Here is a 26,615-nt window from a genome sequence, read left to right as displayed (position 1 = left end):
TTACACTCATATTTAATCCCTATATTTTCTATTTCAATTTTATCATTTTTGAAATAAGAAAACAAATTTTACTGGTTCAGTTTTAGGGGTTCATTATACGTATAAAAGGCTTAGAATCTCAGCATATAACTAGAGAATATGATAGGTGGTATGAAACATAATCTATGGCTTGCTTTAGAAGAATTTGAAAATTTATTAGACGTAGAATCAACTTATCCAAGAATGTTAAAACAAATGAGAAAAAGAGAAGCAGATAGTATAGAAATAGTTTCATATAAAGATCTTTACAAGAATGATTTTAAAAAGCTAAATAAAGAGTGGATAGAAGAGTCCTTTACAATGGAAGAAAAAGACATTAAAGTTTTAGATAATCCTCAAGAGCTTATTATAAACAAGGGTGGTGCTATTCTTGTGGCTTTATATGAGAGTAAAGCTATTGCAGTTTGCTCTCTTATAAAACTAAATGATTCTAAATATGATTTTGAGCTTGCTAAGATGGTTGTAGAAAAAGAATATCAAAGAAAAGGCATAGGGTTCATGTTAGCAAATGTTGCTATAGATAAAGCAAAAGAACTTGGCGCAAAATCCATTTTTATAGAAACAAATGTTGTACTAACTCCAGCAATGTCTATGTATAAAAAGTTAGGATTTCAACAGGTGATGAATTATCAAAGTGATTATGAGAGATCAAACTATGCAATGGAGTTAATTTTATAGTAGTGTTATTTATTTCACATATGAGAGTAATCTCATATGTGAATATAAAATCTAAAATTTAGCGTTTGGAATAGGGTGGTTTTCAACCATGAAATCAATATCTTTGTCTCCTCTACCACTTAGATTTATAAGGATAGTTTGATCGCTACTCATAGTCTTAGCTAATTTCATCGCATATCCTACCGCGTGAGCAGATTCCAATGCAGGAATGATACCTTCTAGTTGAGATAATTTATAAAATGCATCTACTGCTTCTTCATCATTACAAAGACCAACAGTTGTTCTGCCTATTGCTTGAAGATGCGCATGTTCAGGTCCAACAGATGGATAATCAATACCCGAACCAATAGAGTAAACAGGAGCAGGCTCCCCATCTGCACTTTTAAGCATTATAGAGTTAAATCCGTGCATTATTCCTTCTTCTCCATGAGTAAGAGATGCAGCGTGCTCACCAAGTTTGTCACCTTTACCCATTGGTTCAACACCGTGAAGTTCTACTTCTTTGTCGTCAATAAATCCAGCAAAGATACCCATAGCATTACTTCCACCACCAATACATGCAACTACTGCATCTGGAAGATTCTCTTCATGCTCGCAAAACTGCTCTTTTGCTTCATGTCCTATAACAGACTGAAAATCTCTTACCATCATTGGGAATGGATGAGGTCCAACAACACTTCCAATACAGTAAATAGCGGTATCAGCTTGAGGTACATAACTATCAAATGCAGAATCAACTGCTTCTTTTAGAGTTTTTAGTCCATGAGTAACAGGAATAATTTTAGCACCAAGAATTTTCATACGAACAACATTTGGATGCTCTTTAGCAATATCTACTTCGCCCATATGAATTTCACATTCTAGTCCAAAATAAGCTGCCGCTGTTGCAAGAGCAACACCATGTTGTCCTGCTCCCGTTTCAGCAATTACCTTTGTTTTTCCTAGATGCTTAGCAAGGATTACTTCAGCCATACAGTGGTTTAGTTTATGTGCACCAGTATGATTTAAGTCTTCTCTTTTTAGGTAGATTTTTGCCCCACCACAAAGCTCGGTTAGATTTTTTGCTAGAGAGATAGGAGTAGGTCTTCCTTGGTAGTGCTTTCTAACATATTTAAGTTCTTTAATAAACTCTGGAGAATCTTTTAACTCTTTGTATGCTTGAGTGATATCAGCAAATGGTTTTTCTAAAACTGGAGGGATAAAAGAACCTCCAAATTTTCCAAAAAATCCATTTTCATCTGGAGTTGACTCTAAGTAAGGTGTAGACATGAAAGTAGTTCCTTTTTTATATTTGGAACAATTATAGTTAATTTGGCTTAATAAGTTTCTTTATATCTTTTGGAATATATGCAAAAGGAAGGTTTTTTACACCTATCTTTTCACCATCTTCGCCTGTAGCCATAGCATCTAGACTCATAGCAGTAGGATAGTATCGAATTGCTTTATAAGAAATTTTATCAACTGTAAATTTGATTTTTTTGTCTGAAAGTTCTATGCTTTTTTTCTTTTTCTTTCCCATTATTTTCCATCCTTTATATATATTCCAGTATCTTTTACTTCAATTTTTCCTGCATCTTGCAAGGCTGTAAGTGAACGTTTAAAATCTTTTTTACTAAGACCAAAAGTATCTTTGATAAGTTCTGCATCACTCTTATAGTTGTAAGGCATAATTCCATTGTTTGCTTTTAAAAGTTCAAGAACTTTATCTGAAGGTCCAGAACTTTTTTTACTACCGGCTTTTCTAAGATTTAAATCAATATTTCCATCTTTTCTAATACCTTTTACATAAGCTTTTCTCTTATCGCCAAGATTTAGATTCTCAAATATTTCGTTATGATAAATAAGACCTTCGTATTTGTCTTCTACGATACATTTGTAGCCAAGTGGAGTTTTTGCAATAACTAACATATTAACTTCATCAGTTATTTTGATTCCCTTAACTTTATGCTCAAAAAAATCACCAAGTTTTTCAGTTCCAACAAGGCGGTGAGTTCTCTCATCGTAGATTACTTTTATAAATCTTTTCTCGCCAACTTTAAAAGGAGTTTTTTGAAACATATTTGGGACTAAAAGATCTTTACTTAAACCCCAGTCCACAAATGCTCCAAAAGGGGCAGTATCTATAACTTCGAACAGTGCCATCTCATCAAGTTTTGCAGTTGGAGTTAGTGTTGTAGCTACAAGTCTATCTTCTGAATCAGTATATAAAAATACATCTATAAATGTTCTTTCTTTCATTTCTGGAGTTAGGTATTGTCCGGGTAAAAGTACATCGTTACCATCAAGAGCTGTCAGGTATGCGCCTGGAGTTGTGAGTCTGTCTATATAGAGTGTGTTCATTTGACCTAGTTCTAGGTATTCGCTTTGTTTCATTGTTTTTCCTTGGTTATTCCGTTATTTACTTTACGTGATTTGCAACGTAAATTATTGCTGACATTGTATCTTTTTTGTTATGTGAAAATTGTTAAAGGGAGATTTTACTTAAATTAAGAGTTTATAAATAACAATAAGATATTATCTCATTAAATATAGATAATAAAGGTTTACTTGTGAAAATATTAGTAAAAGTGGCTTTAAGTTCTTTAGTAGTTTTAGGTTTAACTACAACAGGACTTAGTGCAAAAACATATAAATTGAAAATGGCTATGTCATGGAAAAAAACAACACCAATCTTAGCTGCAACAGCTTTACGCGCAGCCGAGCTTGCAGATGAAATGTCAGATGGTCGTTTGAAGATAAGAGTAGATGGAGCAGAAAAACATAAGGCTCCTTTTGGAATCTTTGATTTTGTTAAGCAAGGACTCTATGATATAGGTCATACTGCATCTTACTACTATAAGGGAAAAGATTTTAAAATGGTTTTCTTTACTACAGTTCCTTTTGGTATGACTCCAAATGAGCAGTACTCTTGGTACTATGAAGGTGGAGGAAAAGAACTGGCTCAAAAAGTTTATGAAAAGCATGGCTTACTTACTTTTATGGGAGGAAACACTGGTATTCAAATGGGTGGCTGGTTTAAAAAAGAGATCAAACATCTCGATGATTTAAAAGGTTTAAAATTTAGAATACCTGGTCTTGGTGGTGAAGTTATGGCAAAGCTTGGAGTAAATGCTGTAAATATAGCTCCTGGTGAACTTTATATGTCATTAGAGTTAGGTACTATAGATGCAGTGGAATGGGTTAGTCCATATTTTGATACTAAGTTGGGTTTACATAAAATTGCACCATTTTATTATACTGCTTGGCAAGAGCCAGCGAGTGAGTTACAATTTATAATAAATGAGAAAAAGTTTAAAAAGTTACCAAATGATTTACAAGTAATCCTAAAAAGTGCATTTAAAGTAGCTACTTTTGAAATGATGCAAAAAGCAAATTATCAAAATGCTCTAACTTGGGCTAAGATAAAACAAGACTATCCAAATATTAAAGTAAAGACATTTTCAAAAGAGATAATAGACGCATTAAAAGTTGCGACAAAAGAGATATTTGATAAGGAAGCAAAAAAAGACTCTTTGTTTAAAGAGATATTAGAATCTCAAAGAGAGTATCAGAAAAAAGCTGAAGCTTGGACAGAGATAAGTGATAAGGTTTATTTGCAAACTAGATAATTTTTGATTGAAGTTGAAAATGGAAAAAGATAGCTATAATATTGATATTTTAATAGCTATCTAATTCTTGAATTATATTGTACACTTACATAGTACATATTCATACTTTGAAAATAACTATCTTCAAACTCTGAATCAGCATTGCTAGGAGTTTTTGAGCTAAAGTAATCACCTTCATAAGCTACTCTAAACCCAATTCCTTGTAATACTTCTGGAGTATACTCGAAACCTAGACCAAATCTTATAGCAGATCCAGAATTATTATCATAAAAATCAACATTACCAGTATCATTAATATTTAAAGCAGATAACCCTATTATTGCGAATGGTCTAAATTCTTTTTTTGTTCCAAAGTTATATCCAATATTGGCAGCTACTGCTATTGCTGTAGGCTTCATTTCTTTATTGTTTCCGTTAGAAAAATCAAGGGAATATGTTCCATATTCTGCATATGAAGCCTCTACAGCAATTATTTTATTAAATTGGTATCCTCCATAAATTTTATATCCAGATGAGCTATAATTTTCTGTAATACCTGTAGATGGAGAAACTCTGTCTCTATTTCTTTTTAAATCATCAAGATATCCACCATCATCGTATATTGATGATCCATAACCTAAACCAAAGTAAGTACCTTTTACTGATTCAGCATTTAAACATGTAGTCACTAATAATGCAGCAAGAACTGACATAACTATTTTTTTCATTTATTTCCTTTATATTAAAACGGGCGGAATCTTAGTACATGATTACAAATAACAAGCTTAAATATATAATATTGTTGATAGTTTGTTATTGTGAAAAATACATTTAGTTAATTTAATACTGTGAAGATTGAAGTCTTTAATTGGATTATTGTGTTTAAAGTTAGAAGTTTAAGAAAATAAAAAATAGCTATAGTGTTAAAGTTCTATAGCTATTAATTTCAATAGTTGAATTAAAAGTGGTAGTTTGCACCTATGTAAAACTTAGTAGATGATTCAGTTGTTTTTATTGTAGCAGAGCCAATTTCTCTATCTGACCATTTTTTATATTGAGCATCTGCTCCTGTTATGATTTCAAATGCTGGCGCAACTTTAAATATAAGACCTACACCAAATTTGCCATTTACTTCATTAATACTAGAACTTGAATATCCATCTATGTCCATCCATCCGTAACCGATTCCGACTTGAGCAAATGGAAATAGTACATCACTAAGTTCATACTCTTTTATGACATCAAAACCAACCTCACTAAGAGACTCATTTGTTGAATCAAACATAGCGTCATCATATGTTTCTTGAAGATAGTAAACTTGAGCTCTCCAGTTATCTTCTAGTAATCTACCAACCTTTAGTTTAAAGGCACTACTATCACTGTCTTTTGTGACACTTCCTGAATAACCACCTTTATCAGTTGAAAATTCATTACTACTTTTGGTTACATCTAGACCAATATATACGTTTTTGCTCTCAGCAAATACTTGAGTAGATAATAGACTACAACCTAATAAAGCCCCTATAATTATTTTTTTCATGTTCATCCTTTTTAGTTTACATAATTTTGATTATATTAAATCACAACAAATAATAATCTTAAAGAGTTAAAAAAGAAGATTTGCACCTACATAGTACTTAGTAGAATCTTCATTCGTTTCTATTGTTGAAGAACCAGATTTTCTATCTGACCACTTTTTAACTTGAAAATCTACACCTATTAAAAGTTCAATTTTTTCAGATGCTCTAAATACAAGGCCACCACCTGCTTTTGCATTAACTTCAGATATCTCACTTTCAGAGTAACCATCAATATCCATCCATCCATATCCTATACCAGCTTGAATAAATGGAGATAGTACTGGACTAAGCTGAAAATCTTTTATAAAATCAAGACCAACTTCAGTAAGAGTATTGTTAGAAGTGTCAAAAATGGTGTCATCATATCTCTCTTGTAGATAATAAATTTGTGTTCTACCACCATTTTCTCTTATCCAACCAAGTTTTAGCTTTAAGGCATTACTATTACTAGTGGATTCAGTATCCCCCGTGTAACCATCTAGCTTGTAAGTAAAAGTATTACTACTATTAATTCCATCAATACCAATATAGATAGTACTATCTTCTGCTAAGAGTTGAGTAGATAATAGAGTACAGCCTAATAAAGCAGATATTATTCTTTTCTTCATTTTGATCCTTTTTTGTAAAAGAAGTATTAATAGAGTGTAGTATAACAAATAATAGCTTGAATTATAAATCTTGTAATATAGCAATAGTCTCGTCAATGCTTAAGACTTTACCACTACTTTTAACTACACCATCAACAACTAAACCAGGTGTATTCATAACTCCATAGTCCATGATTTTTTGTAAATCATCTACTTTAGTAACTGAGTGAAAACCGCCTATTTTTGCTATAGCTTGTTTTGCAACCTCTTCTAATGTTTTACATTTTGCACAGCCTGTGCCAAGTATTTCTATTTTCATTATTTTTCCTTTATAGTATAAAATTAAACATATAGCCTATAGCAATGATTCCTACACCTACAATGGCAAAGAACATAGCGATAAGTTTAACGTGAAGTATTCTTTTTAATATCATCGCTTCTGGAAGACTAAGTGCAGTAACTGCCATCATAAAACTTAGAGCAGTTCCAAGAAGCATACCTTTACTTGTAAGAACTTCCACAAGAGGCATAACTCCTGCTGCATTTGAATACATTGGTATTCCCATAATAACAGCTATGATTACTGCAAATGGGTTATCTGCTCCTGCGTAAGATGCTATAAAGTCAGCTGGAATATAACCATGGATAACTGCTCCAATACCAACACCTATAAGAACATAAATATATATTTTTTTAAATATATCTACAGTGTAATCATAGGCCTCTTTAAGTCGTTCTTTTTGAGTTAGACTTATTTGAACTTCTTCAAGTTCTCCTTCCATTTGCTTAACATCCATAAGAATGTATTTTTCCATATTCATGCGACCGATGAAGTATCCACCAAGAATAGAAACTAAAAGACCAAACCCAATATATATAGCTGTAACTTTCCAGCCAAAAAGACCAAATAGAAGTGCTATGGCAATCTCGTTGTTCATAGGTGAACTTATAAGAAATGAAAAAGTAACACCTAAAGGAATTCTAGCTTGGATAAAACCTAAAAATAGTGGTATGGCAGAACAGCTACAAAATGGAGTAACTATCCCAAACAGAGATGCCAAGACATTTCCATATAGTTGAGATTTACCTTGTAGATGCGCTCTTACATACTCAGTATTGAAATGAGTTCTTAGATACGAAACTACAAATATAATAGTTACTAGTAAAAACCAGATTTTTATAGTGTCATAGATGAAGAAGTTTATTGCTTCACCTAAATGACCAGTTAAACCTAGCAATTCGTATGTAAGATAATCTACTGATTCTTTCCACATATTTCTTAATCCTTATATAAGTGATAGTAAAACTACCAAAAGAACAGGTGGAGTTACTATTAGACCAAATTTTGAATATGACCAAAAACCTATGTGAACACCTTTTTTCTTTAAAGAGTGAAGCCAAAGTAGAGTTGCGAGTGAACCAAATGGTGTCATCTTTGGTCCAAGGTTACATCCAACAATATTTGCATAAATCATCGCTTCATTTGCAATATCCACTAGTGCTATATCCATCACCATGATTGTTGGCATATTGTTCATAAAAGCACTTAAAAAGGCTGCTAAAAATCCTGTTCCAAGAACTGCTACAACATCACTTTGAGAGTTTAGATATATAAGTATTTGAGTTATATACTCAGTAAGTCCTTCATTTTTTAGACCATAAACCACGATGTAAAGACCAAGGGAAAACCATACTACTTGCCAAGGGGCTTCTTTGATAATATGTTTTGGCTCTACTGTTTTTGTATAAGATGCAATCAATAAAATAAAACTCCACCTCCAAGAGCAAAGACAGAAACAGGAATGTCGTAAGCATCTCCGATAAAATAACCACTTAATAAAAGAGCTAAAAATAACCAGCTAAAGTTAAATAGTCCCTTGTGCTTTATAACATCATCAGGTTTTTTTAGTAAATCTATATCCACTATTTGAGGTATATCTTTGCGTAGAACTACCCAAAGAACAACCATACTTGCAATAACACTTACAAAATAAGGAAGAATCATATTTGAGAAAAACTCGGCAAAGCCAATATCAAAATAGTTGGCTGTTACAATGTTTGTAAGGTTTGAGAATACAAATGGCAGAGATGCACTGTCACTTATAAAGCCACCTGCGAGTAAAAAAGCCAAAATTGTCTTTGTATTTAAACGAAGAATGTTCATCTTTGCAAGTAATATAGGAGTAAGTATGAGTGCAGCACCATCATTTGCAAACAAAGCAGACACTATCGCTCCAAGAATAATAGAGTAGAAAAACATTAGATGCCCATTTCCATGAGAAAGTTTTGCCATCTTAAGTGCTGCCCACTCAAAAAATCCTATTTCATCTAAAACCATAGATAAGATAATTATCCCAATAAAAGCAAGAGTAGCATCCCAAATAATATCAAAAACGATACCAACATCACTTAAGCTAACTACTCCAAGAAAAAGTGCAATAAGAGCACCGACAATAGCAGTTGTACCTATTTGCAAACCACGAGGTTGCCAGATAACAAAAATGAGTGTGATAAGAAATATTATCGATGCTAAAATCATTACAGACCTAACTCGATTCTGACTATTGGTGTTAACTCCATTTTCATAAGTTTAAGAGTTTTTTCAAAGGCAGAGTAGTTTTTACCTTCTGGGTCTTCATAACCAATATATATAACTCTAGTATCTTTAGGAAATATAGGACATGACTCCATAGCTTTATCGCAAACTGTAACAACTAAATCAAATTCTGTATCAATAACCTTATCAAGAGTTTTAGAATGGTATTCATCTCTCCATAAGTTATTTGCCTCTAAAAGTTTTTTTGCATTTGGATTTACTTTTCCACTCGCTTTTACTCCTGAACTCATGGCATCTACTCCATGAAGGTATTTGTTTAAAACAGCTTCGCCGATGATAGATCTACAACTATTTCCGGTACATAATATTAAAACTTTTTTATTCACTTTTACATCCTTTATTTAACTCAGGTATTTTTATATCGCTGAAACTAATCTCTTTTAGTATTGATTGTCTAAATTCATCCATAGGACTTTTAATAGAGTAAAATGCCCATCTTCCACGTCTATCTACTTTTAAAAATCCACCATCTTTTAGTATCTTTAGATGCCTAGAGATGCGAGACTGTATCATCTTAAAAGAATCTTCGATATCACATACGCAGACTTCACCATTTTTATTTATGAATTGGAGTATCTCTACTCTAGTCTCATCATTTATGGAGCTAATAGTTTTTAAAAATATTTCCATTATTTGAAGTTCCTTTTGGATTTAATGTAAAATAATAGCATAATAATTATATATATCAAGATATATTGATGTATTGAGTGATTAATTTTATTTCATGGGAAAAAGTAATGGATAAATTAGGTACAATTTCGACTATGAATAGAAGAACTTTTTTAACAACTTTATCACTATCACCACTTCTAGCGAATGATATTATAGATAATAGCAAAGATATTTATCTATCATACCATGAGTACACGACTCTTAAGAGACTAAATAATAGGCTAAAAACTCTCAGAAGATACATAGGGTTTGCTAACTTTAATATTGTTTCATTTAATGAAGCACTATATTATGGACGTAATTATTCTAAAATTGGTGCATTTACAAAAGATGAACTCTCACTTGTAGATAAACTTTTTTCTGAGAATCCTAATAGATATGGTTTTTATGGTTCAATGACATGCTCAAATATCAATAACAAGATTTCCAAAAGAGATATTGTTAAGATTCCTTCCACTGGACATTTTTTATTTAAGGGAACAGCCCTAGATGATTATAAAAAGTTGAAAAAAGATGTTGGAGATACTTTAGTATTAACATCAGGTGTAAGAAATATTGTAAAGCAGTTAAGTCTATACGCAAATAAACTTTACAAAAATGGTGGAAATGTCACTCAAGCATCTATGAGTATAGCTCCTCCAGCATATTCTTACCATACTATCAGTGATTTTGATGTTGGTCGTAAAGGATGGGGATATAAAAATTTCACAGATGCATTTGCTTCAACTTTAGAATTTAAAAAGATGACAAAACTTGATTATATAAGTATGAGATACAACAAAAATAATAGTGATGGAGTACGATTTGAACCGTGGCATGTTGAAGTTATATAGTTTAATACTACTATTAGTATTACCTCTTGCCTTAAGTGCTCAAAATGGCTTTAAATTTGACCTTATACAAAAAGGTAAGCAAGATAACAATACTCTTTTAGTAGTTGGTGGAATCCAAGGAGATGAGCCTGGTGGGTTTATATCTGCATCTATCCTTGCAACTCATTATGAGATAACAAAAGGTTCAATTTGGATAGTTCCAAACCTAAACTTCTATAGTATTATTAAAAGAAGTAGAGGACCATATGGCGATATGAATAGAAAGTTTGCAAAGCTTTCTAAAAAAGATCCGGAGTATGAAGCAGTTACAAGAATTAAAAATTATATTAAAGACGATAGTGTAAAGCTTGTAGTAAATCTTCATGATGGAAGTGGCTTTTACAGACCAAAGTATGAAGACAGTATGCATTCACCTAGTAGATGGGGACAGTGTTCTATAGTAGACCAATCAAATATTGACATACCTCTTTATGGTAATCTTGAAGATATATCATCTGAAGTTGTAAAATATGTAAATAAAAACCTTATCAAAAATGAAGATATTTACCATACTCATAACACTAGAACTAAAGAGGGTGATAAGGAGATGGAGAAGACTCTTACTTATTTTGCTATTAATCATGGTAAAGCAGCTTTTGGTAATGAAGCAAGTAAAAATCTTCCAACTCATAAAAGAGTTTATTATCATCTTTTAGCTCTAGAAAAATATATGGATATTATGGGTATAGAGTATAAAAGAAAGTTCAAGTTAGACGCTAAAGGCGTATATAAAGCTATTAATGATGATATTTACATCTCTTTGTACGATGGAAAGATCAAACTTCCTCTTTCACAAATAAGAAATATGGTGAAATATTTTCCAATTAAAAAAGGTGGTGCTATTGATTTTAAAGCTAGTAATCCTCTTTTAACTATTATTAAAAAAAATAACACTTATGTCATTCAGTATGGTAATAGAAGATTATCAAGACTAAAGGCTGATTATCAAGATATAGATGCCCAGCCAAAGAGCGTACAACTAAAGATTGATGGAAAACTACAAAACGTTAAGTTTGGATCACTTGTAGATGTAAAGAGAAGTTTTTTAGTGGAAGAAAATAGTGGTTACAGAGTTAATGTTATAGGTTACACAAACAAAAAGAAAAAAGAGACAGGTATAGAGATAAAGAACAAAGAGATACCAAAGCATTTCTCTATTGATAAAAAAGGTACTATTTATAGAGTTGAATACTATACAAAAAATAAATTTGCCGGTATGGTTTTAATTAAATTTAGAACCTAGTTTATTACATCAGTTAAGAAAAAGTTGACTCAGATAATATACGAGTATATATAAATACGAGGATAAACTATGTTTAAAATAATTATAGAAAAAGAGTGTAAGTGTTTTGTAAAGAGTGATTTTCAAAATGGCATTGAATTAGAATCTAAAGATGATGCACTAATGAAGTCAATAGAAATGAGAAATCAAATGAATGATGAGTTTTGTGGTGAACACGAATTTAAAGTTCAAGAAGCTGGTCGTAACTTTGTTATTGCTTTTGCTGAGTCAACAAGCAACGGCTGTTGTGGCGGTGGATGTGGAAGTCATTAAGACTTTCCACTTCTAAACCTATTTTTTATCATAAAGATAAAATTTATTGTATTTTATCATCGAAGTCAGTTCTTCGCCATATTTAGCATCCATCTCAGAGTAATGATCTAATTTTTTAACTAATTTATATGGATCATCTGTTTTCATTCTAAGTTTACGAAACTCTTTAAATGCGTGAGAGCGTCCTAATGTCTTGTAGTAGTCTCTAACAGAATCTTCAATACTTGAGTACTTTCTAAGCCATATAGTTTTGCTACCTCTTTTTTCACCTGCAGCGATTCTAGGCTCATTTTTGTTAAATGACCAAACACCAAAAATATTTTTAGCCTTTTTGAAAAATCTAGATGTTGCCCAAGCACTCTCCATTGCAGCTTGTGATATTGCAATACTTCTTGGATGTGGTTTTAGTGCCATTAGTAAATCTTCATTACTTTTTACTTTGTAAGTTGTTTTTAGACTTTGTATTCTTTTATTATATTTTGGATTATTAAGATTTTTAGATATTTCATTAAACTGTGCGTCTAACTCTTTATAAACATTATCTACAGCCGGTGCAATAAGAGAGCGAAATCTCTCTTTTTTCTCTTTAACGCTAATAAACTTTGATTCTGTAGCCATTAAAGTGTTTGAAAATATTAACACTGCTAGGATTAGGGTAATTTTAAAAAATCTCATATTAAAAACTCCATATTTAGTTTTGTAGAGTAAGAACTAAGCATAGCTCTCTCAAAGTCGTTATTTGTAGAGTATTGATAACCAAAGGTTTTTTTCCACATCTGGTGTTCTTCCATACAAAGGTAGAAAAATACATCTTTATGCCAAGGAGTAAAACTCTCATATGCGTGTTTAAACATCTCTACTTTTATAGAATCAGGATAAGAACTTTTTCCACTTGCATTTTCAAAAGGCATCTGCGTTATTTTACTTCTAAACTCTCTATCTCTAAGTTGTTTGATAACAGGCTTTATAAAGGTAAGTGTACCAAAACTTACAAGTGCAACTTCGCTAGATTTAAACTCTTTTAAAAGTCTTTCAAAAACTTTCTCATAATCACTTAGATAATTTTCATATTGTACTATTGGATGAAAGTGAAAACCAACTTTTACACCTTTATCTGCAACAGCTCTTGCAGATGCTAACCTCTTATCAAGAGAAGCACTTAGATGCTCTTCATTTTCAATGATTGTAGGCGTGTTTAATGACCAAGTACATAGTATATTATTGGGTACTTCATTTTCTAGAAAGTAGCTTATTTTGTCTGATTTTGTTTTAAATTCTAAAATAACATTTGGATTTTCTTTTGCAAAAAGAAAAAGAGCATCTAGGATACCTTCACGATTCCCCCACATAAGGGAATCAGAAGCTTGACCTGTGCCTATATGATAAGTCTTGTCTTTATTTAGGTTTAGGTTTTTTAGTTTATCTGCGAAGTTGGAGTCAAATGTGATTGTATTTTGATTGTAAAAACTCTGAATAGAACAGTATGAACAATCAAAGCCACAGCTCTCCACTGCATCTAGAGTTAGAAGATTACAACATCTAGTTTTCTCAGATGCAACAGGACAAAGCCCAAGGCCAAAGCCATCTTTAGCTTGCGTTTTAAAAGTGAATTTCTGTTCTTGAGGAATATTTTTAAGCTCAAAGCTCTCGTATGAGTTCGGCTTGTTACGTATATCTTCATAGGCTTTACGAAGTCTAGTGAAGACAACTTTTTTTTGCTCATGATTAGGAAAAATATCTATTATATTTTTTTCATCCCAAGTACTTAGGTCTCTAGCAATATCTACTATTTGTTTTATCTCTTGATGAGAGAACTTTAGTTCAAGTGATTTATTCTTTATAAACTCTTGTTCATTCTCAGGGAGTTTGAAAAAAAAAGTTTTTTGGATTGAGTCATTAAATTTGTCTAAATATGTATTCATAAATGTAATTTTAGCAAAATGTTTACTACTTTTATTTTATGACTTGATTTCAACTCTGTTTCTTCCACCCTCTTTAGCTGTATATAGTGCTTCATCAGAGAGTCTAATCATCTCATCAAGTGAGATTGAAAAACCATAATAAATACCTGTTGATACAGTATATAATATTTTAGTTCCGTTTGCATCTAATACATTTTCTTCAAAAGCTTTTCTTATTTTTTCAAATAGTATTTTTGCATCCTCAATTGTTATGTCTTCAAGAAATACACAAAATTCTTCACCTCCAAAACGTGCCATAAGATCAGATGTTCTTAAATTCTTATCTAGTATTTTTTTGATTTCTTGAATAGCTATGTCACCTATATCGTGACCATATGTGTCATTGATATTTTTAAATTTATCAATATCTATCATAGCAACTGCCATTGGTGTTTCTTTTCTTTTATTTTTAGCGTATATAGGTTCTCCACTCTCAAAAAAGTAGCGTCTATTGTATGCTCCCGTAAGAAAATCTTTATTAGCCATATCTCTGATTTTAGCAAATAAGTCTAATAACTCTAGATTGGCATTTACTCTAGTAACTACTTCTGTATGCTCAAATGGTTTATTAACAAAGTCATTCGCTCCAAATTTCAAAAATTTGCTAATAATATCTTTTGTTTCTACTGCACTAATAGCAATAATTGCAAGTTCATCTTTTTGATATTTTTCTCGAATCTTCAAAGTAAGATCTAGACCATTTCTTTTTGGCATTTCATAATCTGTAATAATTAAAGAAATTTTCTCTTTAGAACTCTCAAGTATGTTATACGCTTCTTCTCCATCACGAGCTTCTAAAACGTTTAGTTGAATTTTTTCTAAACTTGTCCGTAATATCTGTCTGAAAAGTTTAGAGTCATCAACAATTAAAACAGTTGTATCATAGTTTGAAAGAGTTCTTGATATATCTGCAACTGCAACCTTTATACTTGCATGATCATTTTTTAAAATAACACTAAGTACATCTTTTTTTAAGAGAGATTTTTGGACTTGTTCATCTACTTTACTTGTTAAAACTACTGATGGTATTCCATGAGAGTTTGCTAGTTTTACAATCTCTCCAGAGGGAACATCAGGAAGATTTAAGTCAAGTAAAGCAGCATGAAATTTACCCTTGTGTTCTCTAAGTAAACGAAAAGCTTCTTTGTAAGTTTTAGCGTAATATGGTTCCATTCTATTATACTTTGCTATTTCTATTTTTAACATACTTAAAATTATTGGACTATCATCAACTACTAAGACTTTTTTCATGAGGCATGCCTTATTTCATATTTATTATTATCTATATACATTATAACCGTATAGGGTGAAGGTCAGATTAAAAATATTGCAAAATGTCATTTTTTTAATCTCAAATTATTATCTTAGATAAAATATCTTACTTATAAAACTATTTGGAGTTATAGATGATTTTAGGTAAATGTCCGTACTGTGACGATGGATCAATTGAAGTTAGAGATAAGGAAGTAAGCGGGAAAAAGGTTAAACTATACGCTTGCTCAAACGCAAACTGGAAAACAGAAGATGGTGAGATGTATGAGCTTACCCAAAATTCTACTTGTGATTTTAAGATATGGCAAAATACATTAGCAAGATATGGCAAGTGGCTTTCTTATAAAGAGGTTAGAGAGTTATTAGAAGAAGACTCTTTAGAACTGGAATTATTAAGTAAAAAGCATGGTAAAAAAGTTTATTACTACAAATATGTAAAATTAAATCAAGAATATGGAGTAAGCGTTATATGGGATTAGAACTATTTGGATTAATCTCTACTCTATTTCTACCACTTTCTTTTGCTATATAGAGAGCTTCATCAGATAACCTTATCATATCTTCGAGTGAGTCAGCTAAACCAAAACATATTCCAATAGATACAGTGTAAGTAATAGTATATTGGTTGGTTTTTATAATATTATGCTGAAACTTATATTTGATTTTATCAAAAAGTAGTTTTACGTTTTCGTATGTAATATCTTCAAGAAGCACACAAAACTCTTCTCCTCCAAAACGAGCCATAAGATCAGACTCTCTTAAATTATTATCTAATATTCTTTTTGCTTCTTGTATTGCTATATCTCCGGTATTATGACCATATCTATCATTAATATTTTTAAACTTATCTATATCTATCATCGCAACGGCTAAAGAAGTTTTACTCCTTTTACTCTTTTCATATACATACTTTCCTGTGTCAAAGAAGAATCGTCTATTATATGCACCGGTTAAGAAGTCTTTATTTGCCATATCTTTTATCTGTCCAAAGAGATCTAAGAGCTCAAGGTTTGAATTTATTCTGGTTACTATCTCATTATGTGTAAATTTTTTATTTATAAAATCATTTACACCAATCTTCAAAAATTTACTTATTACATTCTGTTCTTCAACTACACTGATTGCAATAATTCCAAGTTGATCTTTTTTATATTGTTTTCTAAGTCTAAAGGTAAGTTCAAGTCCATTCATATTGGGCATATCGTAATCTGTAAGAATTAGAGATATATTCTTATTGCTTTGTAGTATTTTTAATGCTTCAACGCCATCAGAAGCTTCTAATATTTTTAGTTTTATTTTTTTAAGACTGTCTTTTAAAATTTTTCTATATATAACTGAATCATCAACTATTAAAATAGTAGTATCATAGTTTTTTAATGTTCTTGACATTTCATTTACAGCACATACAAGATCAGAGTGGTCATTTTTGGAAATTATATTTATAACATCATTTTTGATTAGAGTGTTTTGTGTCTCTAAGTTATCAATGTCTGTCATTATAATAGAGGGTATATTGTAAAAATTGGCGAGTTTTACAATCTCTTCATCTTTTGCGTCATGTAAGTCAATATCTAGTAAAGCTCCATGGAATTTACCTTGATGTTTTAGTATTATGTCAACAGCTTCTTTATAGCTTTTAGCGAAGTATGGTTCAATGTCATCATGTTTTTCTATCTCTATTTTTAATAAAGATAAGATTTTTTGATTATCATTAGCGATTAATACTTTTTTCATCTATAAACCTGTAATAATTATATTCAAGTTCGATTATATCCATAAACTTTAAATATGTTTATAAAAGTGAAAACTCAAGTAATTTTTATTTATTAAGATAATTAGGGCTTGTTCTGTTTATTTATAAGTTATTTATGTAATTAAATTAGTAAATTTAACTCCCTTAATAAATCTTTTACATTAAATTGGGTACAATCCTCGTCCGCTTTGCTGTTTTAACATAATAGTTGAGTATTTCTATCTTTATACACTATTTATATAGATAAAAGTATTGGCAAGCAAAAAATATTGTTTGCCTACATGCAGCAAAGATAAATTAAAAACTCATTAAGGCTCACCTTAAGGTGTGGCTTTAGTGACTGAATAAAAGATGACAAGTTCAGATTTTATGAGAAAAATATAGGAGCTTTCAATGAAAGTACGTGCTTCAGTAAAGAAGATGTGTGATGACTGTAAAGTTGTTAAGAGAAAAGGCATTGTAAGAGTAATCTGCAAAGTTAAAAAACATAAACAGAGACAAGGATAACCATGGCTCGTATATCTGGTGTTGATTTACCTAAAAAGAAAAGAATAGAATATGGTCTAACATACGTCTATGGAATTGGTTTACATGCTTCTCGTCTAATTTTAGATGCGACAGGTATTGACTATAACAAAAGAGTTTTCGAATTAAACGAAGCAGATGTAGCAGCTATTACTGCGGAAATCCGTGCCAACCATATGGTTGAAGGTGATTTACGTAAGAAAGTTGCTATGGATATTAAGTCACTTATGGATTTAGGTTCATACAGAGGTCTTCGTCACCGTCGTGGTCTTCCATGTCGTGGTCAAAAAACAAAGACAAATGCGCGTACTCGTAAGGGTAAACGTAAAACTGTCGGCGCAGCATAAGGATTAACGGATGGCAAAAAGAAAAGCTGTTAGAAAAAAAGTAGTAAAAAAGAATATTGCTCGTGGTATCGTTCATATCGCTGCATCATTCAATAATACACTTGTAACTATTACTGATGAAATGGGTAATATGATTACTTGGAGTTCTGCTGGTAGCCTTGGTTTCAAGGGTTCTAAAAAATCTACTCCATTCGCGGCTCAAGCAGCTGTTGAAGATGCAGTAGCAAAAGCACAGGTTCATGGTATTAAAGATCTTGGTATTAAAGTACAAGGTCCAGGTTCAGGTCGTGAGACAGCTGTTAAAGCTGTTGGTGCAATCGAAGGCATTCGTGTTACATTTATGAAAGATGTTACACCATTACCACACAACGGTTGTCGCGCACCTAAGCGTCGTAGAGTTTAAGGAGATTACTGATGGCAAGATATAGAGGTCCAGTAGAAAAAATCGAAAGAAGATTCGGAGTAAGCCTTAACTTAAAAGGTGAGCGTCGTTTAGCGGGTAAATCTGCATTAGAAAAAAGACCTTATGGTCCTGGTCAACATGGTCAGCGTCGTAAGAAAGTTTCTGAGTATGGTTTACAACTTAATGAAAAGCAAAAAGCAAAATTCATGTATGGTGTTTCTGAGAAGCAATTCCGCGCACTATTCGTTGAAGCTAAGCGTCGTGAAGGTAATACAGGTACAAACCTTATTACTCTAATCGAAAGCAGACTTGATAATGTTGTTTATAGAATGGGCTTCGCTTCAACGCGTCGTTTCGCTCGTCAACTTGTTACTCATGGTCACCTACTTGTAGATGGCAAAAAACTTGATATTCCTTCTTACCGTGTTAAAGCTGGTCAGAAAATTGAAGTTCGTGAAGCAAGTAAGAAAAACAACCAAATTGTTCGTGCTATGGAATTAACTAACCAAACTGGTTTAGCTCCATGGGTTGATATCGATGCTGACAAAGTATTTGGTATCTTTACTCGTATACCTGAACGTGATGAAGTTGTTATACCTGTAGAAGAGCGTTTAATCGTTGAACTTTACTCGAAATAATAGTTAATATAAGGCGTCAGAGAATGAAAAGAATTAAAACTACTCCACTTGCTCCTCAAGAATTTGAGGTAGAACAGATTAGTGAGAATGAAGCTAACGTTATGGCATATCCTTTTGAAACAGGTTATGCTATCTCTCTAGCTCATCCACTTCGCCGTTTTCTATTAAGTAGTTCAGTTGGTTACGCACCAATTGCTATAAAAATCGAAGGCGCTAAGCACGAGTTTGACTCTGTGCGTGGTATGCTTGAAGATATTTCAGACTTTATCCTAAACCTTAAAGAGATTCGCTTTAAGCTTAAAGATGAAGCTACTGAAGCAGAAATTAATTACAGTTTTGCTGGTCCATGTACTATTAAAGGTTCAGACCTTAATAGTGATGAAGTTGAAGTGGTAACACCAGACGCTCCATTAGCGACTCTTAACGAAGATTCTAACTTAAACTTTGTGATAAAAATTGCACAAGGTATTGGTTATGTTCCTAGTGAAGATACACACGATGAATTAGAAGATGGATATATAGCATTAGATGCTTACTTCACTCCTGTTCGTAGTGCAACTTACAAAATTGAGAATGTTCTTGTAGAAGACAATCCTAATTTTGAAAGAGTAATTTTAAATATTAAAACTGATGGTCAAATTTCTCCATTAGATGCATTTAAAAACTCTTTAGAAGTTATGTATGCTCAATTAGCTGTATTTAACTCAGAGATTAGTATTAAAGCTACAACAACTATAGAACGTGTTGAAGAAAATCCTGATCTTAAAAAACTAGTAACTCATATTGATAGTTTAGGTTTAAGTGCAAGAAGTTTTAACTGTCTTGACCGCTCAAGCATTAAACTAGTAGGTGAAATAGCATTAATGAGTCAAAATGATCTTAAAAATGTTAAGAACCTAGGTAAAAAATCATATGATGAAATCGTAGATAAACTACAAGAGTTTGGTTTTGCCGTTGATGCAGACCTTGCTGATGATGTAGTTAGTGCGTTAAAAAAGAAAATAGAAGCCGCACAGGCTTAATAGAGGAATTATAGATGAGACATCGTCATGGATACCGTAAACTAAGTCGTACAAGCGCACACCGTGCTGCTTTACTTAAGAACCTTAGTATTTCGTTAATAGAACATGGTAAAATTGAAACTACTGCTATCAAAGCTAAAGAGTTACGTAGATACGTTGAAAAACTTATCACAATCGCTGGTAAGAATGACTCTAACGCTCACAGATCAGTATTCGCGGCGCTTCAAAGTAAAGAAGCAACTAAAACTTTAGTAAACGAAATAGCTCCTAAGTATGTTGATCGTACTGGTGGATATACTAGAATTACTAGAACAAGAATTCGTCGTGGTGATGCTACAACAATGGCATTTATTGAACTAGTATAAGTTCAATGTTCCAAAACACTAAGAGACTCTCTTAGTGTTTAAAATCTTCAAAACTTCCCAATTCTAAAATACTTTAACACTAGGACTTAATATGAGTAATTTCGCATTTGGAACTTACAGAATAAGTGATTACAACCCACAACACATAGAAGCATTAAAAGAGGCCATAGAAGCCGGTATAACGATGATTGATACTTCATCTAATTATATGGATGGTGGTGCTGAGAGAGCTATAGCACTAGCATTTAGAGAGTTTGATGAAGATGTTAAATCTAATGTAGAAATAGTTAGCAAATTTGGATATATCCAAGGTGCTAATATGGATAGACATAAAGATGACGCATTCGAAGAAGTTGTAGAATTTTCTAAAGATTGTTTTCATTCTATCTCAAAATCTTTCATTCAAGATCAACTAAGTGAATCTCTAAAACGTCTAGAGATGAAAAAACTAGACTGTTATCTTATCCATAATCCTGAGTACTATCTATTAGATGCTATTAACAAACAAATTGATAAAGACAAGAGATTAGATGAAATGTATAGAAGATTATTCAGAGCTTTTGTTGCATTAGAAGAAGAAATAAAAAACGGAAGAATAACTTCTTATGGAATAAGCTCAAATAGTTTTTCAAAAAATCAAGATTCTGAAGAATTTTTACCTTATGAAGATTTAATAACTATTGCTGATAAAGCTTCTGAAGAAGTTGGTAATGATACTCATAGTTTCACAACAATTGAGTTACCAATCAATATCTTAGAGAGCGAAGGCTTAAAATGTGCTGCATGGGCAAAAGAGAATGGATTAAGAGTTCTAGTTAATAGACCACTTAATGCTGAGCATGAAAAACTCATGTATAGACTAGCTGACTATGATGAGCCAAAAGAGTACTACCATCATCTAAATGAACTACTTGAAGTTTGTGACAATGAGATGCTAAAACCTCTGTATAACCTTTTAGAAGAGTTAGAAGCTTCAAAACATAAGTTTGGATGGATAGGTGATTATGACTCTTTCTTTTATGCTCAAATAATTCCTCATATGAGAACTTCTTTAGATGCTATTGATGATCAAAATAAAGAGACTATGCTTAATTTTATTGACTTGTTTTTTATAGAATATAGAAAAATGGTTCTTCATGAATGTTCTAAAAATACTAGAATAGCTTTAAAAGAATTTTTTAAAGATTGTGAATCTACTCTTCAAGAGTGTTCACTCGAATTTTTAATGCAAAAAGAGAGTATAGACTATATACTAATTGGGATGAGAAAACCAAGTTACGTACATGAAATTTTAGCCTTAAAAGACTAAAAATACAAAGGTAATTTAATTTTTTATGACTTGTTAAGCGATTTTGTCATATTTTATGTATATAGAATATTAAAGGATAATAAATGATTCCATTCAGTGATGAAGAGTTAATAAACCCTGTTAAGGTTTCAATTGAAAAAATACGCCCATCTTTAGCTTTAGATGGCGGAGATATAGACTTTATAACTGTTAAAAATGGAAGTGTTTATGTACAGTTAAAAGGTGCATGTGTAGGATGTGCAAGTAGTGGTAGTACACTAAAGCATGGTGTTGAAAGACAACTTAGAATGGATATACATCCAGAACTAACTGTTGTAAATGTACCAGTAGGTATGGAAAACGACATAGATAATTTATAAAATAAGTGAATATAATGAATGGCATCAGTAAACATAAGACATTAACACAAGCTAAAGATTACTTTAGTAAATCAGACTATAAAAGTGCATTGGAAAGATTTGCAGTAGTATTGCAAGATTTTCCTAACTCTAAAGAGGCATATAATGGTGTGATTCTTTCTGAAATGGCTCTAAGCGGTGAAGGTGGAGCTGAAGCTTTATTTGATTATTATGAAATATTAAAAGATGAAGATAAAGAATCAGCTGATAATATTATGAGTGATATCTTACAAACTATGGATGGAACAGTTGAAAAATTAAGTGAAGTTTTTGCTGAGCCTTTGCGTGAAAGACTAGAGTTTGAAGATGGAATTCTTTATCAAGACTTTAAAGCCATTTTAGATAAAGGTGCTGGGTTTAAAGAAACTTTTGAAAATATTATGTTTTCTACTCGTGTGATTATTACTCAAAAAGAAGATTTTATAGATTTTTTAGAAAACCTTATAGAACATGGTTTTGCAGAGATGGCACTTACTTATTTAGAAAATGCACTTAGTGTTTATCCTAGTGATGAATTACTTAGAAAATTGCTTAAGAAGTTAGCAAAGAGTAAAAAAAGTGAAAATTGAATTACCAAACCAAGCATATAAATACATAACAGAAGACTCTAGTGAATGTTGTGCCGATACAGCATTTGTCCTCAGCACTCAAAATGAAAAATATCTTCAAGATGCTAAAGATAATGACGCACATTCAATAATTAATATTAAAGAAATTGCTTCACTGTTTGGCATCGATAAAATTAAAATAGTTGGAATTACTGGAACAAACGGTAAAACAACAACTGCTAGTGCAATCTACTCTTTTTTACTTGATCTTGGATACAAAACTGCTATGCAGGGAACACGTGGCTTTTTTATGAATGATGATGTTGTAGAGGGTAAATCTCTTACAACGCCAAGTGTTTTAAATACTTATAAACATATCTATCAAGCGGTAGAAGCAGGTTGTGAGTTTTTTATTATGGAAGTAAGTTCTCATGCAATTGTTCAAAAGCGTATAGAAGGCCTGAACTTTGAGCTTAAAATACTTACAAATATTACACAAGATCATCTAGACTATCATAAGACTATTGGTGAATACATATCTGTAAAGAATAGCTTTTTTCAAGATGAAAGTAAAAAACTTATAAATAAAGATGAGCCAAGAGCTGCTTTTAATATTAAAAATACTTTCACATATGGTATAGAAAATAAATCTTCATACAAGCTAATGGCGTATTCACTAAACGATGCTTCTAGCGGGATTATTCAACACTTCGCTGAAGTAGTTCCTTTTACATCTTCACTACATGGTTTTTTCAATCTTTATAATCTAATGGCTGCTATTGGTGCCGTTGATTTACTGGTTGAAGAAAAATTAGAAAAAATTGTTGAAGTAGTTGATAATTTTGCAGGTGTTAGTGGAAGAATGGAACAAGTATGTGAACTACCAAATGTAATAGTTGACTTTGCTCATACTCCAGATGGGATGCAACAAGTTCTAAATGCCTTAAAAGAAAAAGAGCTTTTAGTTGTATTTGGAGCAGGTGGAGACAGAGATAGAGAAAAACGACCTATGATGGGTAGAATAGCTGCGAGTCTTGCTAAGAAAGTTTATATTACAAGTGATAACCCAAGAACTGAAGACCCACAAGCTATTGTAGATGATATACTTGAAGGTATTGAAGATAGAAGTATTGTCAGTGTAGAGCTCAATAGAAAAAAAGCTATAGAGATGGCACTAGATGATCAAGAAGATGAAGATGTTGTTGTTATTCTTGGAAAAGGTGATGAAGCATTTCAAATTATCTATGATAAAAAATTACCATTTGATGATAGAGAAATTGTTCGAGAACTTCTAAATATAAATTAATTACTCCAATAAATCAGTGAATACTCCATTCACTCCCATATCAAATAACTGTTGACGTCGAATAGAATCGTTAACAGTGTAAATATTAATAAAATAACCAGCTTCTTTTAATTTCTTTATCGTTTTTTTGTCTACAAGTTTATTGTTAAAATGATAAGCATCTATTTTAAATCTTTTTAGATAATCTAAGAGATTTTTTGGATGTACATTTGAAACCAGTGCTGCTGTGGGTATGCTAGGTTCTATACTTTTAGATAAAGATAAGTACTCATGTCTAAAAGAAGAGAGTAAAATAAACTCTTTTACTTTAGCATCTTTTATTTCTTGGTGAATATTTGATATAACTTCTTCGTCACTAAATGAGTCATGTATATCTTTAATTTCTATGTTGATATATAAACTATTGTCTTTGATAAATTTTAATACTTTTTTTAAACTAAGTAGAGGTTCAGGTTTCATATAGTTAGTGTAAAACCAACTTCCATAATCAAGACTTGCTAACTCTGCATAAGTGAAATCTGAGAGTTTGTAAGGAACACGTGTTTTATATATCTCTATTTGTTTTATATCAGTTGTTCTCTCTAAGGTATCATCATGCATAATTACAGCTACTTTATCACTACTTAGTTGTACATCTAGTTCTACAAAATCACAGTGCCCTAGACTATGAGAAAGTGCAGAAAATGTATTTTCTGGGTACAAGCTGTGTGAACCTCTATGAGATGCTATAAGATCAGCTTTTTGAAATAGTTTTAAAAAGCTCACATTGATTCTTTAATAGTTTGTTTTACTAGTGCTGTGAGTTCATCATAACTGATATCGCTAGGATAAATTGGCTCTAAATAAGTAAGTTTTATTTTTTTTGGTCTTGGAAATATTTTTCCACTAGGAAGTGCTTCAAAACTACCATCGATGATTACAGGAACGATTGGAACATTATGTGTTTTTGATAGCATCGCAAAAAATGGTCTAAACTCGAGTAACTTTCTATCCCTTGTTCTCGCACCCTCTGGAAATATAACAAGATTTTTCTTTTCCTTTAGAGGTAGAGCAGCGTGTTTCATAGTCTCTTTTAGATTGATATTTGCATCTATTAAAATAGTTTGCCCATATGTTGCAATAGGGTGAAGTAGTTTTGTTCCAAAAACCTGTCTAAAAGCTAAGAAAAAACTATTTTTTAATATTGAGTACGGAAGAGTTGCTTCTATTAAAAAACCATCAAGCATACTCTGATGAGTTGGGGCTATGATGCAAGATGAATATGGAACATTTTCTATACCTTTTACCTCTAGTCCAAAGAAGAGTTTGAAGAGTGGAAAAAGAAGTACTTTATACATAAACATTATAAAAGGAGAGAAGATTAATTTTTCATCGTGATTTTCATTTAAAATATCTTCCCATTGTGTTTTCGTAGGTTTTATATATTTTTTATGTTCTTTTATGTACTTATATAAATCTTGCATAGTCATAATTTCAGAGAAAATTTTCTCATTTATTTTAACTCCGTAGCTATTCTCAATAAAAACAAACAATTCGACATAGTCAAGAGAATCAAGTCCAAGGTCAAGTTCTAGATGTGAGTCAGATAAAATAGTTTCACTACTTTGAGTAGATAGTTGAGACTTTATACTTTGGTATAAATCATCAGTTGGTTCATCATTTATTGTATTTTGATTAGAATTGGTTTTTGCTAAAGGAAATTTGCAGATGCGGTAACCTTTAACTTTTTGAGACTCTTCAACTTCCATATTGTATAGCTCAACTGCGTACCAACGAAACTCATTTTCTATATTTACAATATGTGCTGATTTTAATGCTTTAAAATTTGGGTAGATAGTAGCAAAAGGATGTCCATTTTCAATAGTGACTACTATATCTTTTACAAATGGACAAAGAGTTAAGATTCTTTTTTCTATGTTTTGCAGGTACATGGCTCTCTTTTGTTTAAAATCTTACGTTTATTCCTAGATAAGCACCATTTAAATTAGAAGTAATTTTACTACTTGTTTTCGTTAGCTTTTCATAAGATATATACTTGTAATCATAACCTAAGTCTATATCTAGATGTTCATTTATTGGAATATAAAAACCAAAACCAAGATTAAAAGTACTATAGTTTAATGATGATTGATCATCATGGTTAACATCAACAAAACCAGCACCAAAACCAGCTTTAAAGTAAGGATTGAAAAATGTATCTATTTCAAGTGCTTTTACAAGCTCTATATTCATTCCAAACTTATCACTGTCTTTTCCTGTTGATGAAAAAACATTTTCATCATTTTTAAAATAATCAAATGAAAATTCTATTGCATATGCTTCTCTATTCCCATAACCTATTTTTATTTTCCCCATTTCTGCACTATTTGTTGTACTAGCACTGTCAGAAAATGCTTCATGCATATAGCCTGCACCTACACCCATATAGACTTTCGCGTCTGAGTAAAGAGATGTGATAAGGAGTGAGAATAATATGATTTTTTTCAATTTTATACCTTGTTATTGTTGAAATTTATTGTGAGTATTATAGCAAAAAAGACACTCTTTAGTCTGAAATTAAAATTTGTATTGAGTAGTAAAT

33 protein-coding genes and 1 pseudogene are annotated in these 26,615 nt (G+C 31.6%); 16 read left to right on the top strand and 18 right to left on the bottom strand.

Annotated features, from left to right (window positions below):
• Window positions 1-150 precede the first annotated feature (150 nt).
• Window positions 151-717, top strand: coding sequence for a GNAT family N-acetyltransferase (locus QZZ48_RS05730; protein WP_294962977.1), 567 nt, complete (start codon window positions 151-153; stop codon window positions 715-717).
• A gap of 51 nt (window positions 718-768) precedes the next feature.
• Here the strand turns inward: QZZ48_RS05730 and trpB are convergent, their stop codons facing one another.
• The 3 genes from trpB to QZZ48_RS05715 are packed head-to-tail and all read right to left on the bottom strand — an operon-like array spanning window position 769 to window position 3,090.
• Entirely contained in the window at window positions 769-1,986 is a 1,218-nt protein-coding gene (gene trpB, locus QZZ48_RS05725; protein ID WP_294962975.1) for a tryptophan synthase subunit beta, read from the bottom strand.
• A gap of 37 nt (window positions 1,987-2,023) precedes the next feature.
• Window positions 2,024-2,236 carry a hypothetical protein gene (locus QZZ48_RS05720; RefSeq protein WP_294962973.1) on the bottom strand — a complete coding sequence of 71 codons (213 nt, stop codon included), beginning with the start codon at window positions 2,234-2,236 and terminating at the stop codon, window positions 2,024-2,026.
• On the bottom strand, window positions 2,236-3,090 hold the full coding sequence (locus tag QZZ48_RS05715; protein ID WP_294962971.1) for a S1-like domain-containing RNA-binding protein: 855 nt from the start codon (window positions 3,088-3,090) through the stop codon (window positions 2,236-2,238). Before QZZ48_RS05715 ends, QZZ48_RS05720 begins: the two co-directional genes overlap by 1 nt.
• A 176-nt stretch (window positions 3,091-3,266) precedes the next feature.
• Between QZZ48_RS05715 and dctP the strand changes: the two genes are divergently transcribed.
• The gene (dctP, locus tag QZZ48_RS05710; protein ID WP_294962968.1) at window positions 3,267-4,325 is read left to right on the top strand and encodes a TRAP transporter substrate-binding protein DctP; all 1,059 of its coding nucleotides are present in this window, start codon (window positions 3,267-3,269) and stop codon (window positions 4,323-4,325) included.
• Window positions 4,326-4,381: 56 nt separating this feature from the next.
• Here the strand turns inward: dctP and QZZ48_RS05705 are convergent, their stop codons facing one another.
• The 8 genes and pseudogenes from QZZ48_RS05705 to QZZ48_RS05670 all read right to left on the bottom strand — a co-directional run bounded on the left by QZZ48_RS05705 (window position 4,382) and on the right by QZZ48_RS05670 (window position 9,718).
• Entirely contained in the window at window positions 4,382-5,032 is a 651-nt protein-coding gene (locus QZZ48_RS05705; protein WP_294962966.1) for an outer membrane beta-barrel protein, read from the bottom strand.
• Window positions 5,033-5,262: 230 nt separating this feature from the next.
• Window positions 5,263-5,844 carry an outer membrane beta-barrel protein gene (locus QZZ48_RS05700; RefSeq protein ID WP_294962965.1) on the bottom strand — a complete coding sequence of 194 codons (582 nt, stop codon included), beginning with the start codon at window positions 5,842-5,844 and terminating at the stop codon, window positions 5,263-5,265.
• A gap of 66 nt (window positions 5,845-5,910) precedes the next feature.
• Complete coding sequence (locus QZZ48_RS05695; RefSeq protein WP_294962964.1) at window positions 5,911-6,492, bottom strand: hypothetical protein; 582 nt, start codon at window positions 6,490-6,492, stop codon at window positions 5,911-5,913.
• Between the two features lie 61 nt (window positions 6,493-6,553).
• Window positions 6,554-6,790, bottom strand: a complete 237-nt coding sequence (locus tag QZZ48_RS05690) for a thioredoxin family protein (RefSeq protein ID WP_294962961.1) — start codon at window positions 6,788-6,790, stop codon at window positions 6,554-6,556.
• A gap of 10 nt (window positions 6,791-6,800) precedes the next feature.
• Complete coding sequence (locus QZZ48_RS05685) at window positions 6,801-7,745, bottom strand: permease (RefSeq protein WP_294962956.1); 945 nt, start codon at window positions 7,743-7,745, stop codon at window positions 6,801-6,803.
• A gap of 12 nt (window positions 7,746-7,757) precedes the next feature.
• Window positions 7,758-9,010, bottom strand: a pseudogene (locus QZZ48_RS05680) (arsenic transporter).
• Window positions 9,010-9,414 (bottom strand): arsenate reductase ArsC, encoded by a 405-nt coding sequence (locus QZZ48_RS05675; protein WP_294962955.1) that lies wholly within the window; start codon window positions 9,412-9,414, stop codon window positions 9,010-9,012. Before QZZ48_RS05675 ends, QZZ48_RS05680 begins: the two are co-directional and overlap by 1 nt.
• Complete coding sequence (locus tag QZZ48_RS05670; protein WP_294962954.1) at window positions 9,407-9,718, bottom strand: metalloregulator ArsR/SmtB family transcription factor; 312 nt, start codon at window positions 9,716-9,718, stop codon at window positions 9,407-9,409. Before QZZ48_RS05670 ends, QZZ48_RS05675 begins: the two co-directional genes overlap by 8 nt.
• 107 nt (window positions 9,719-9,825) lie before the next feature.
• On the opposite strand from QZZ48_RS05670, the gene QZZ48_RS05665 reads away from it, so the two are divergent.
• The 3 genes from QZZ48_RS05665 to QZZ48_RS05655 all read left to right on the top strand — a co-directional run bounded on the left by QZZ48_RS05665 (window position 9,826) and on the right by QZZ48_RS05655 (window position 12,187).
• Window positions 9,826-10,593 (top strand): M15 family metallopeptidase, encoded by a 768-nt coding sequence (locus tag QZZ48_RS05665; RefSeq protein WP_294962951.1) that lies wholly within the window; start codon window positions 9,826-9,828, stop codon window positions 10,591-10,593.
• Window positions 10,565-11,875 (top strand): M99 family carboxypeptidase catalytic domain-containing protein, encoded by a 1,311-nt coding sequence (locus tag QZZ48_RS05660; RefSeq protein ID WP_294962948.1) that lies wholly within the window; start codon window positions 10,565-10,567, stop codon window positions 11,873-11,875. The genes QZZ48_RS05665 and QZZ48_RS05660 overlap by 29 nt, the downstream gene beginning before the upstream one ends.
• A gap of 69 nt (window positions 11,876-11,944) precedes the next feature.
• The gene (locus QZZ48_RS05655) at window positions 11,945-12,187 is read left to right on the top strand and encodes a hypothetical protein (RefSeq protein WP_294962946.1); all 243 of its coding nucleotides are present in this window, start codon (window positions 11,945-11,947) and stop codon (window positions 12,185-12,187) included.
• An 18-nt stretch (window positions 12,188-12,205) separates the two neighbouring features.
• Here the strand turns inward: QZZ48_RS05655 and QZZ48_RS05650 are convergent, their stop codons facing one another.
• The 3 genes from QZZ48_RS05650 to QZZ48_RS05640 are packed head-to-tail and all read right to left on the bottom strand — an operon-like array spanning window position 12,206 to window position 15,399.
• Complete coding sequence (locus QZZ48_RS05650) at window positions 12,206-12,862, bottom strand: glucosaminidase domain-containing protein (RefSeq protein ID WP_294962943.1); 657 nt, start codon at window positions 12,860-12,862, stop codon at window positions 12,206-12,208.
• The gene (locus tag QZZ48_RS05645) at window positions 12,859-14,109 is read right to left on the bottom strand and encodes a spore photoproduct lyase family protein (RefSeq protein WP_294962940.1); all 1,251 of its coding nucleotides are present in this window, start codon (window positions 14,107-14,109) and stop codon (window positions 12,859-12,861) included. Before QZZ48_RS05645 ends, QZZ48_RS05650 begins: the two co-directional genes overlap by 4 nt.
• Before the next feature lie 36 nt (window positions 14,110-14,145).
• Window positions 14,146-15,399, bottom strand: coding sequence for a diguanylate cyclase (locus tag QZZ48_RS05640; protein ID WP_294962937.1), 1,254 nt, complete (start codon window positions 15,397-15,399; stop codon window positions 14,146-14,148).
• A gap of 155 nt (window positions 15,400-15,554) precedes the next feature.
• Here QZZ48_RS05640 and QZZ48_RS05635 point away from each other — a divergent pair, with 155 nt between their 5' ends.
• Window positions 15,555-15,899, top strand: coding sequence for a hypothetical protein (locus tag QZZ48_RS05635; RefSeq protein ID WP_294962934.1), 345 nt, complete (start codon window positions 15,555-15,557; stop codon window positions 15,897-15,899).
• Here the strand turns inward: QZZ48_RS05635 and QZZ48_RS05630 are convergent.
• The gene (locus QZZ48_RS05630) at window positions 15,886-17,154 is read right to left on the bottom strand and encodes a diguanylate cyclase (RefSeq protein WP_294962931.1); all 1,269 of its coding nucleotides are present in this window, start codon (window positions 17,152-17,154) and stop codon (window positions 15,886-15,888) included. The genes QZZ48_RS05635 and QZZ48_RS05630 overlap by 14 nt on opposite strands.
• A gap of 412 nt (window positions 17,155-17,566) precedes the next feature.
• Between QZZ48_RS05630 and rpmJ the strand changes: the two genes are divergently transcribed.
• The 10 genes from rpmJ (at window position 17,567) to QZZ48_RS05580 (ending at window position 24,034) form a co-directional block, all read left to right on the top strand.
• A complete protein-coding gene (gene rpmJ, locus QZZ48_RS05625) occupies window positions 17,567-17,680 on the top strand; it encodes a 50S ribosomal protein L36 (RefSeq protein WP_011371958.1) in 114 nt (37 codons plus the stop codon).
• 2 nt (window positions 17,681-17,682) lie between these two features.
• Window positions 17,683-18,045 (top strand): 30S ribosomal protein S13, encoded by a 363-nt coding sequence (gene rpsM, locus QZZ48_RS05620; RefSeq protein WP_294962926.1) that lies wholly within the window; start codon window positions 17,683-17,685, stop codon window positions 18,043-18,045.
• 10 nt (window positions 18,046-18,055) lie between these two features.
• Window positions 18,056-18,448 (top strand): 30S ribosomal protein S11, encoded by a 393-nt coding sequence (gene rpsK, locus QZZ48_RS05615; protein ID WP_294962923.1) that lies wholly within the window; start codon window positions 18,056-18,058, stop codon window positions 18,446-18,448.
• Window positions 18,449-18,459: 11 nt separating this feature from the next.
• A complete protein-coding gene (gene rpsD / locus QZZ48_RS05610; protein ID WP_294962921.1) occupies window positions 18,460-19,086 on the top strand; it encodes a 30S ribosomal protein S4 in 627 nt (208 codons plus the stop codon).
• A gap of 23 nt (window positions 19,087-19,109) precedes the next feature.
• Window positions 19,110-20,108, top strand: coding sequence for a DNA-directed RNA polymerase subunit alpha (locus QZZ48_RS05605; RefSeq protein WP_294962918.1), 999 nt, complete (start codon window positions 19,110-19,112; stop codon window positions 20,106-20,108).
• 14 nt (window positions 20,109-20,122) lie between these two features.
• A complete protein-coding gene (rplQ, locus tag QZZ48_RS05600; protein ID WP_294962915.1) occupies window positions 20,123-20,473 on the top strand; it encodes a 50S ribosomal protein L17 in 351 nt (116 codons plus the stop codon).
• A 91-nt stretch (window positions 20,474-20,564) separates the two neighbouring features.
• Window positions 20,565-21,782, top strand: a complete 1,218-nt coding sequence (locus QZZ48_RS05595; RefSeq protein ID WP_294962912.1) for an aldo/keto reductase — start codon at window positions 20,565-20,567, stop codon at window positions 21,780-21,782.
• Window positions 21,783-21,865: 83 nt separating this feature from the next.
• Window positions 21,866-22,141, top strand: coding sequence for a NifU family protein (locus tag QZZ48_RS05590; RefSeq protein ID WP_294962909.1), 276 nt, complete (start codon window positions 21,866-21,868; stop codon window positions 22,139-22,141).
• A gap of 14 nt (window positions 22,142-22,155) precedes the next feature.
• Window positions 22,156-22,749, top strand: coding sequence for a hypothetical protein (locus tag QZZ48_RS05585; protein WP_294962906.1), 594 nt, complete (start codon window positions 22,156-22,158; stop codon window positions 22,747-22,749).
• Window positions 22,739-24,034, top strand: coding sequence for a UDP-N-acetylmuramoyl-L-alanyl-D-glutamate--2,6-diaminopimelate ligase (locus QZZ48_RS05580; protein ID WP_294962904.1), 1,296 nt, complete (start codon window positions 22,739-22,741; stop codon window positions 24,032-24,034). Before QZZ48_RS05585 ends, QZZ48_RS05580 begins: the two co-directional genes overlap by 11 nt.
• Here the strand turns inward: QZZ48_RS05580 and QZZ48_RS05575 are convergent, their stop codons facing one another.
• Genes QZZ48_RS05575 through QZZ48_RS05565 form a run of 3 tightly spaced genes read right to left on the bottom strand, consistent with a single transcriptional unit; the run spans window position 24,035 to window position 26,521 of the window.
• A complete protein-coding gene (locus QZZ48_RS05575; RefSeq protein WP_294962901.1) occupies window positions 24,035-24,799 on the bottom strand; it encodes a glycerophosphodiester phosphodiesterase family protein in 765 nt (254 codons plus the stop codon).
• The gene (locus tag QZZ48_RS05570; RefSeq protein ID WP_294962898.1) at window positions 24,796-25,965 is read right to left on the bottom strand and encodes a 1-acyl-sn-glycerol-3-phosphate acyltransferase; all 1,170 of its coding nucleotides are present in this window, start codon (window positions 25,963-25,965) and stop codon (window positions 24,796-24,798) included. Before QZZ48_RS05570 ends, QZZ48_RS05575 begins: the two co-directional genes overlap by 4 nt.
• Before the next feature lie 13 nt (window positions 25,966-25,978).
• Window positions 25,979-26,521, bottom strand: a complete 543-nt coding sequence (locus QZZ48_RS05565; protein ID WP_294962896.1) for an outer membrane beta-barrel protein — start codon at window positions 26,519-26,521, stop codon at window positions 25,979-25,981.
• Between the last annotated feature and the right edge of the window lie 94 nt (window positions 26,522-26,615).

The sequence above is a fragment of the Sulfurimonas sp. genome, assembly GCF_016744025.1.
GTDB lineage: Bacteria > Campylobacterota > Campylobacteria > Campylobacterales > Sulfurimonadaceae > Sulfurimonas.
The sequence above is the reverse complement of the archived record's forward strand: the minus strand, read 5'-3'. Positions and strand labels throughout refer to the sequence as shown.

Coding starts and splice junctions, on each gene's coding strand:
- QZZ48_RS05570 (WP_294962898.1), bottom strand. CDS start 25,965: ATGTACCTGCAAAACATAGAAAAAAGAATCTTAACTCTTTGTCCATTT.
- QZZ48_RS05595 (WP_294962912.1), top strand. CDS start 20,565: ATGAGTAATTTCGCATTTGGAACTTACAGAATAAGTGATTACAACCCA.
- QZZ48_RS05700 (WP_294962965.1), bottom strand. CDS start 5,844: ATGAAAAAAATAATTATAGGGGCTTTATTAGGTTGTAGTCTATTATCT.
- QZZ48_RS05705 (WP_294962966.1), bottom strand. CDS start 5,032: ATGAAAAAAATAGTTATGTCAGTTCTTGCTGCATTATTAGTGACTACA.
- rpsM (WP_294962926.1), top strand. CDS start 17,683: ATGGCTCGTATATCTGGTGTTGATTTACCTAAAAAGAAAAGAATAGAA.
- rpmJ (WP_011371958.1), top strand. CDS start 17,567: ATGAAAGTACGTGCTTCAGTAAAGAAGATGTGTGATGACTGTAAAGTT.
- QZZ48_RS05650 (WP_294962943.1), bottom strand. CDS start 12,862: ATGAGATTTTTTAAAATTACCCTAATCCTAGCAGTGTTAATATTTTCA.
- QZZ48_RS05690 (WP_294962961.1), bottom strand. CDS start 6,790: ATGAAAATAGAAATACTTGGCACAGGCTGTGCAAAATGTAAAACATTA.
- QZZ48_RS05590 (WP_294962909.1), top strand. CDS start 21,866: ATGATTCCATTCAGTGATGAAGAGTTAATAAACCCTGTTAAGGTTTCA.
- QZZ48_RS05670 (WP_294962954.1), bottom strand. CDS start 9,718: ATGGAAATATTTTTAAAAACTATTAGCTCCATAAATGATGAGACTAGA.
- QZZ48_RS05685 (WP_294962956.1), bottom strand. CDS start 7,745: ATGTGGAAAGAATCAGTAGATTATCTTACATACGAATTGCTAGGTTTA.
- QZZ48_RS05720 (WP_294962973.1), bottom strand. CDS start 2,236: ATGGGAAAGAAAAAGAAAAAAAGCATAGAACTTTCAGACAAAAAAATC.
- QZZ48_RS05665 (WP_294962951.1), top strand. CDS start 9,826: ATGGATAAATTAGGTACAATTTCGACTATGAATAGAAGAACTTTTTTA.
- QZZ48_RS05695 (WP_294962964.1), bottom strand. CDS start 6,492: ATGAAGAAAAGAATAATATCTGCTTTATTAGGCTGTACTCTATTATCT.
- QZZ48_RS05640 (WP_294962937.1), bottom strand. CDS start 15,399: ATGAAAAAAGTCTTAGTAGTTGATGATAGTCCAATAATTTTAAGTATG.
- rplQ (WP_294962915.1), top strand. CDS start 20,123: ATGAGACATCGTCATGGATACCGTAAACTAAGTCGTACAAGCGCACAC.
- rpsK (WP_294962923.1), top strand. CDS start 18,056: ATGGCAAAAAGAAAAGCTGTTAGAAAAAAAGTAGTAAAAAAGAATATT.
- rpsD (WP_294962921.1), top strand. CDS start 18,460: ATGGCAAGATATAGAGGTCCAGTAGAAAAAATCGAAAGAAGATTCGGA.
- QZZ48_RS05730 (WP_294962977.1), top strand. CDS start 151: ATGAAACATAATCTATGGCTTGCTTTAGAAGAATTTGAAAATTTATTA.
- QZZ48_RS05585 (WP_294962906.1), top strand. CDS start 22,156: ATGAATGGCATCAGTAAACATAAGACATTAACACAAGCTAAAGATTAC.
- QZZ48_RS05645 (WP_294962940.1), bottom strand. CDS start 14,109: ATGAATACATATTTAGACAAATTTAATGACTCAATCCAAAAAACTTTT.
- QZZ48_RS05655 (WP_294962946.1), top strand. CDS start 11,945: ATGTTTAAAATAATTATAGAAAAAGAGTGTAAGTGTTTTGTAAAGAGT.
- QZZ48_RS05635 (WP_294962934.1), top strand. CDS start 15,555: ATGATTTTAGGTAAATGTCCGTACTGTGACGATGGATCAATTGAAGTT.
- QZZ48_RS05605 (WP_294962918.1), top strand. CDS start 19,110: ATGAAAAGAATTAAAACTACTCCACTTGCTCCTCAAGAATTTGAGGTA.
- QZZ48_RS05630 (WP_294962931.1), bottom strand. CDS start 17,154: ATGAAAAAAGTATTAATCGCTAATGATAATCAAAAAATCTTATCTTTA.
- QZZ48_RS05715 (WP_294962971.1), bottom strand. CDS start 3,090: ATGAAACAAAGCGAATACCTAGAACTAGGTCAAATGAACACACTCTAT.
- trpB (WP_294962975.1), bottom strand. CDS start 1,986: ATGTCTACACCTTACTTAGAGTCAACTCCAGATGAAAATGGATTTTTT.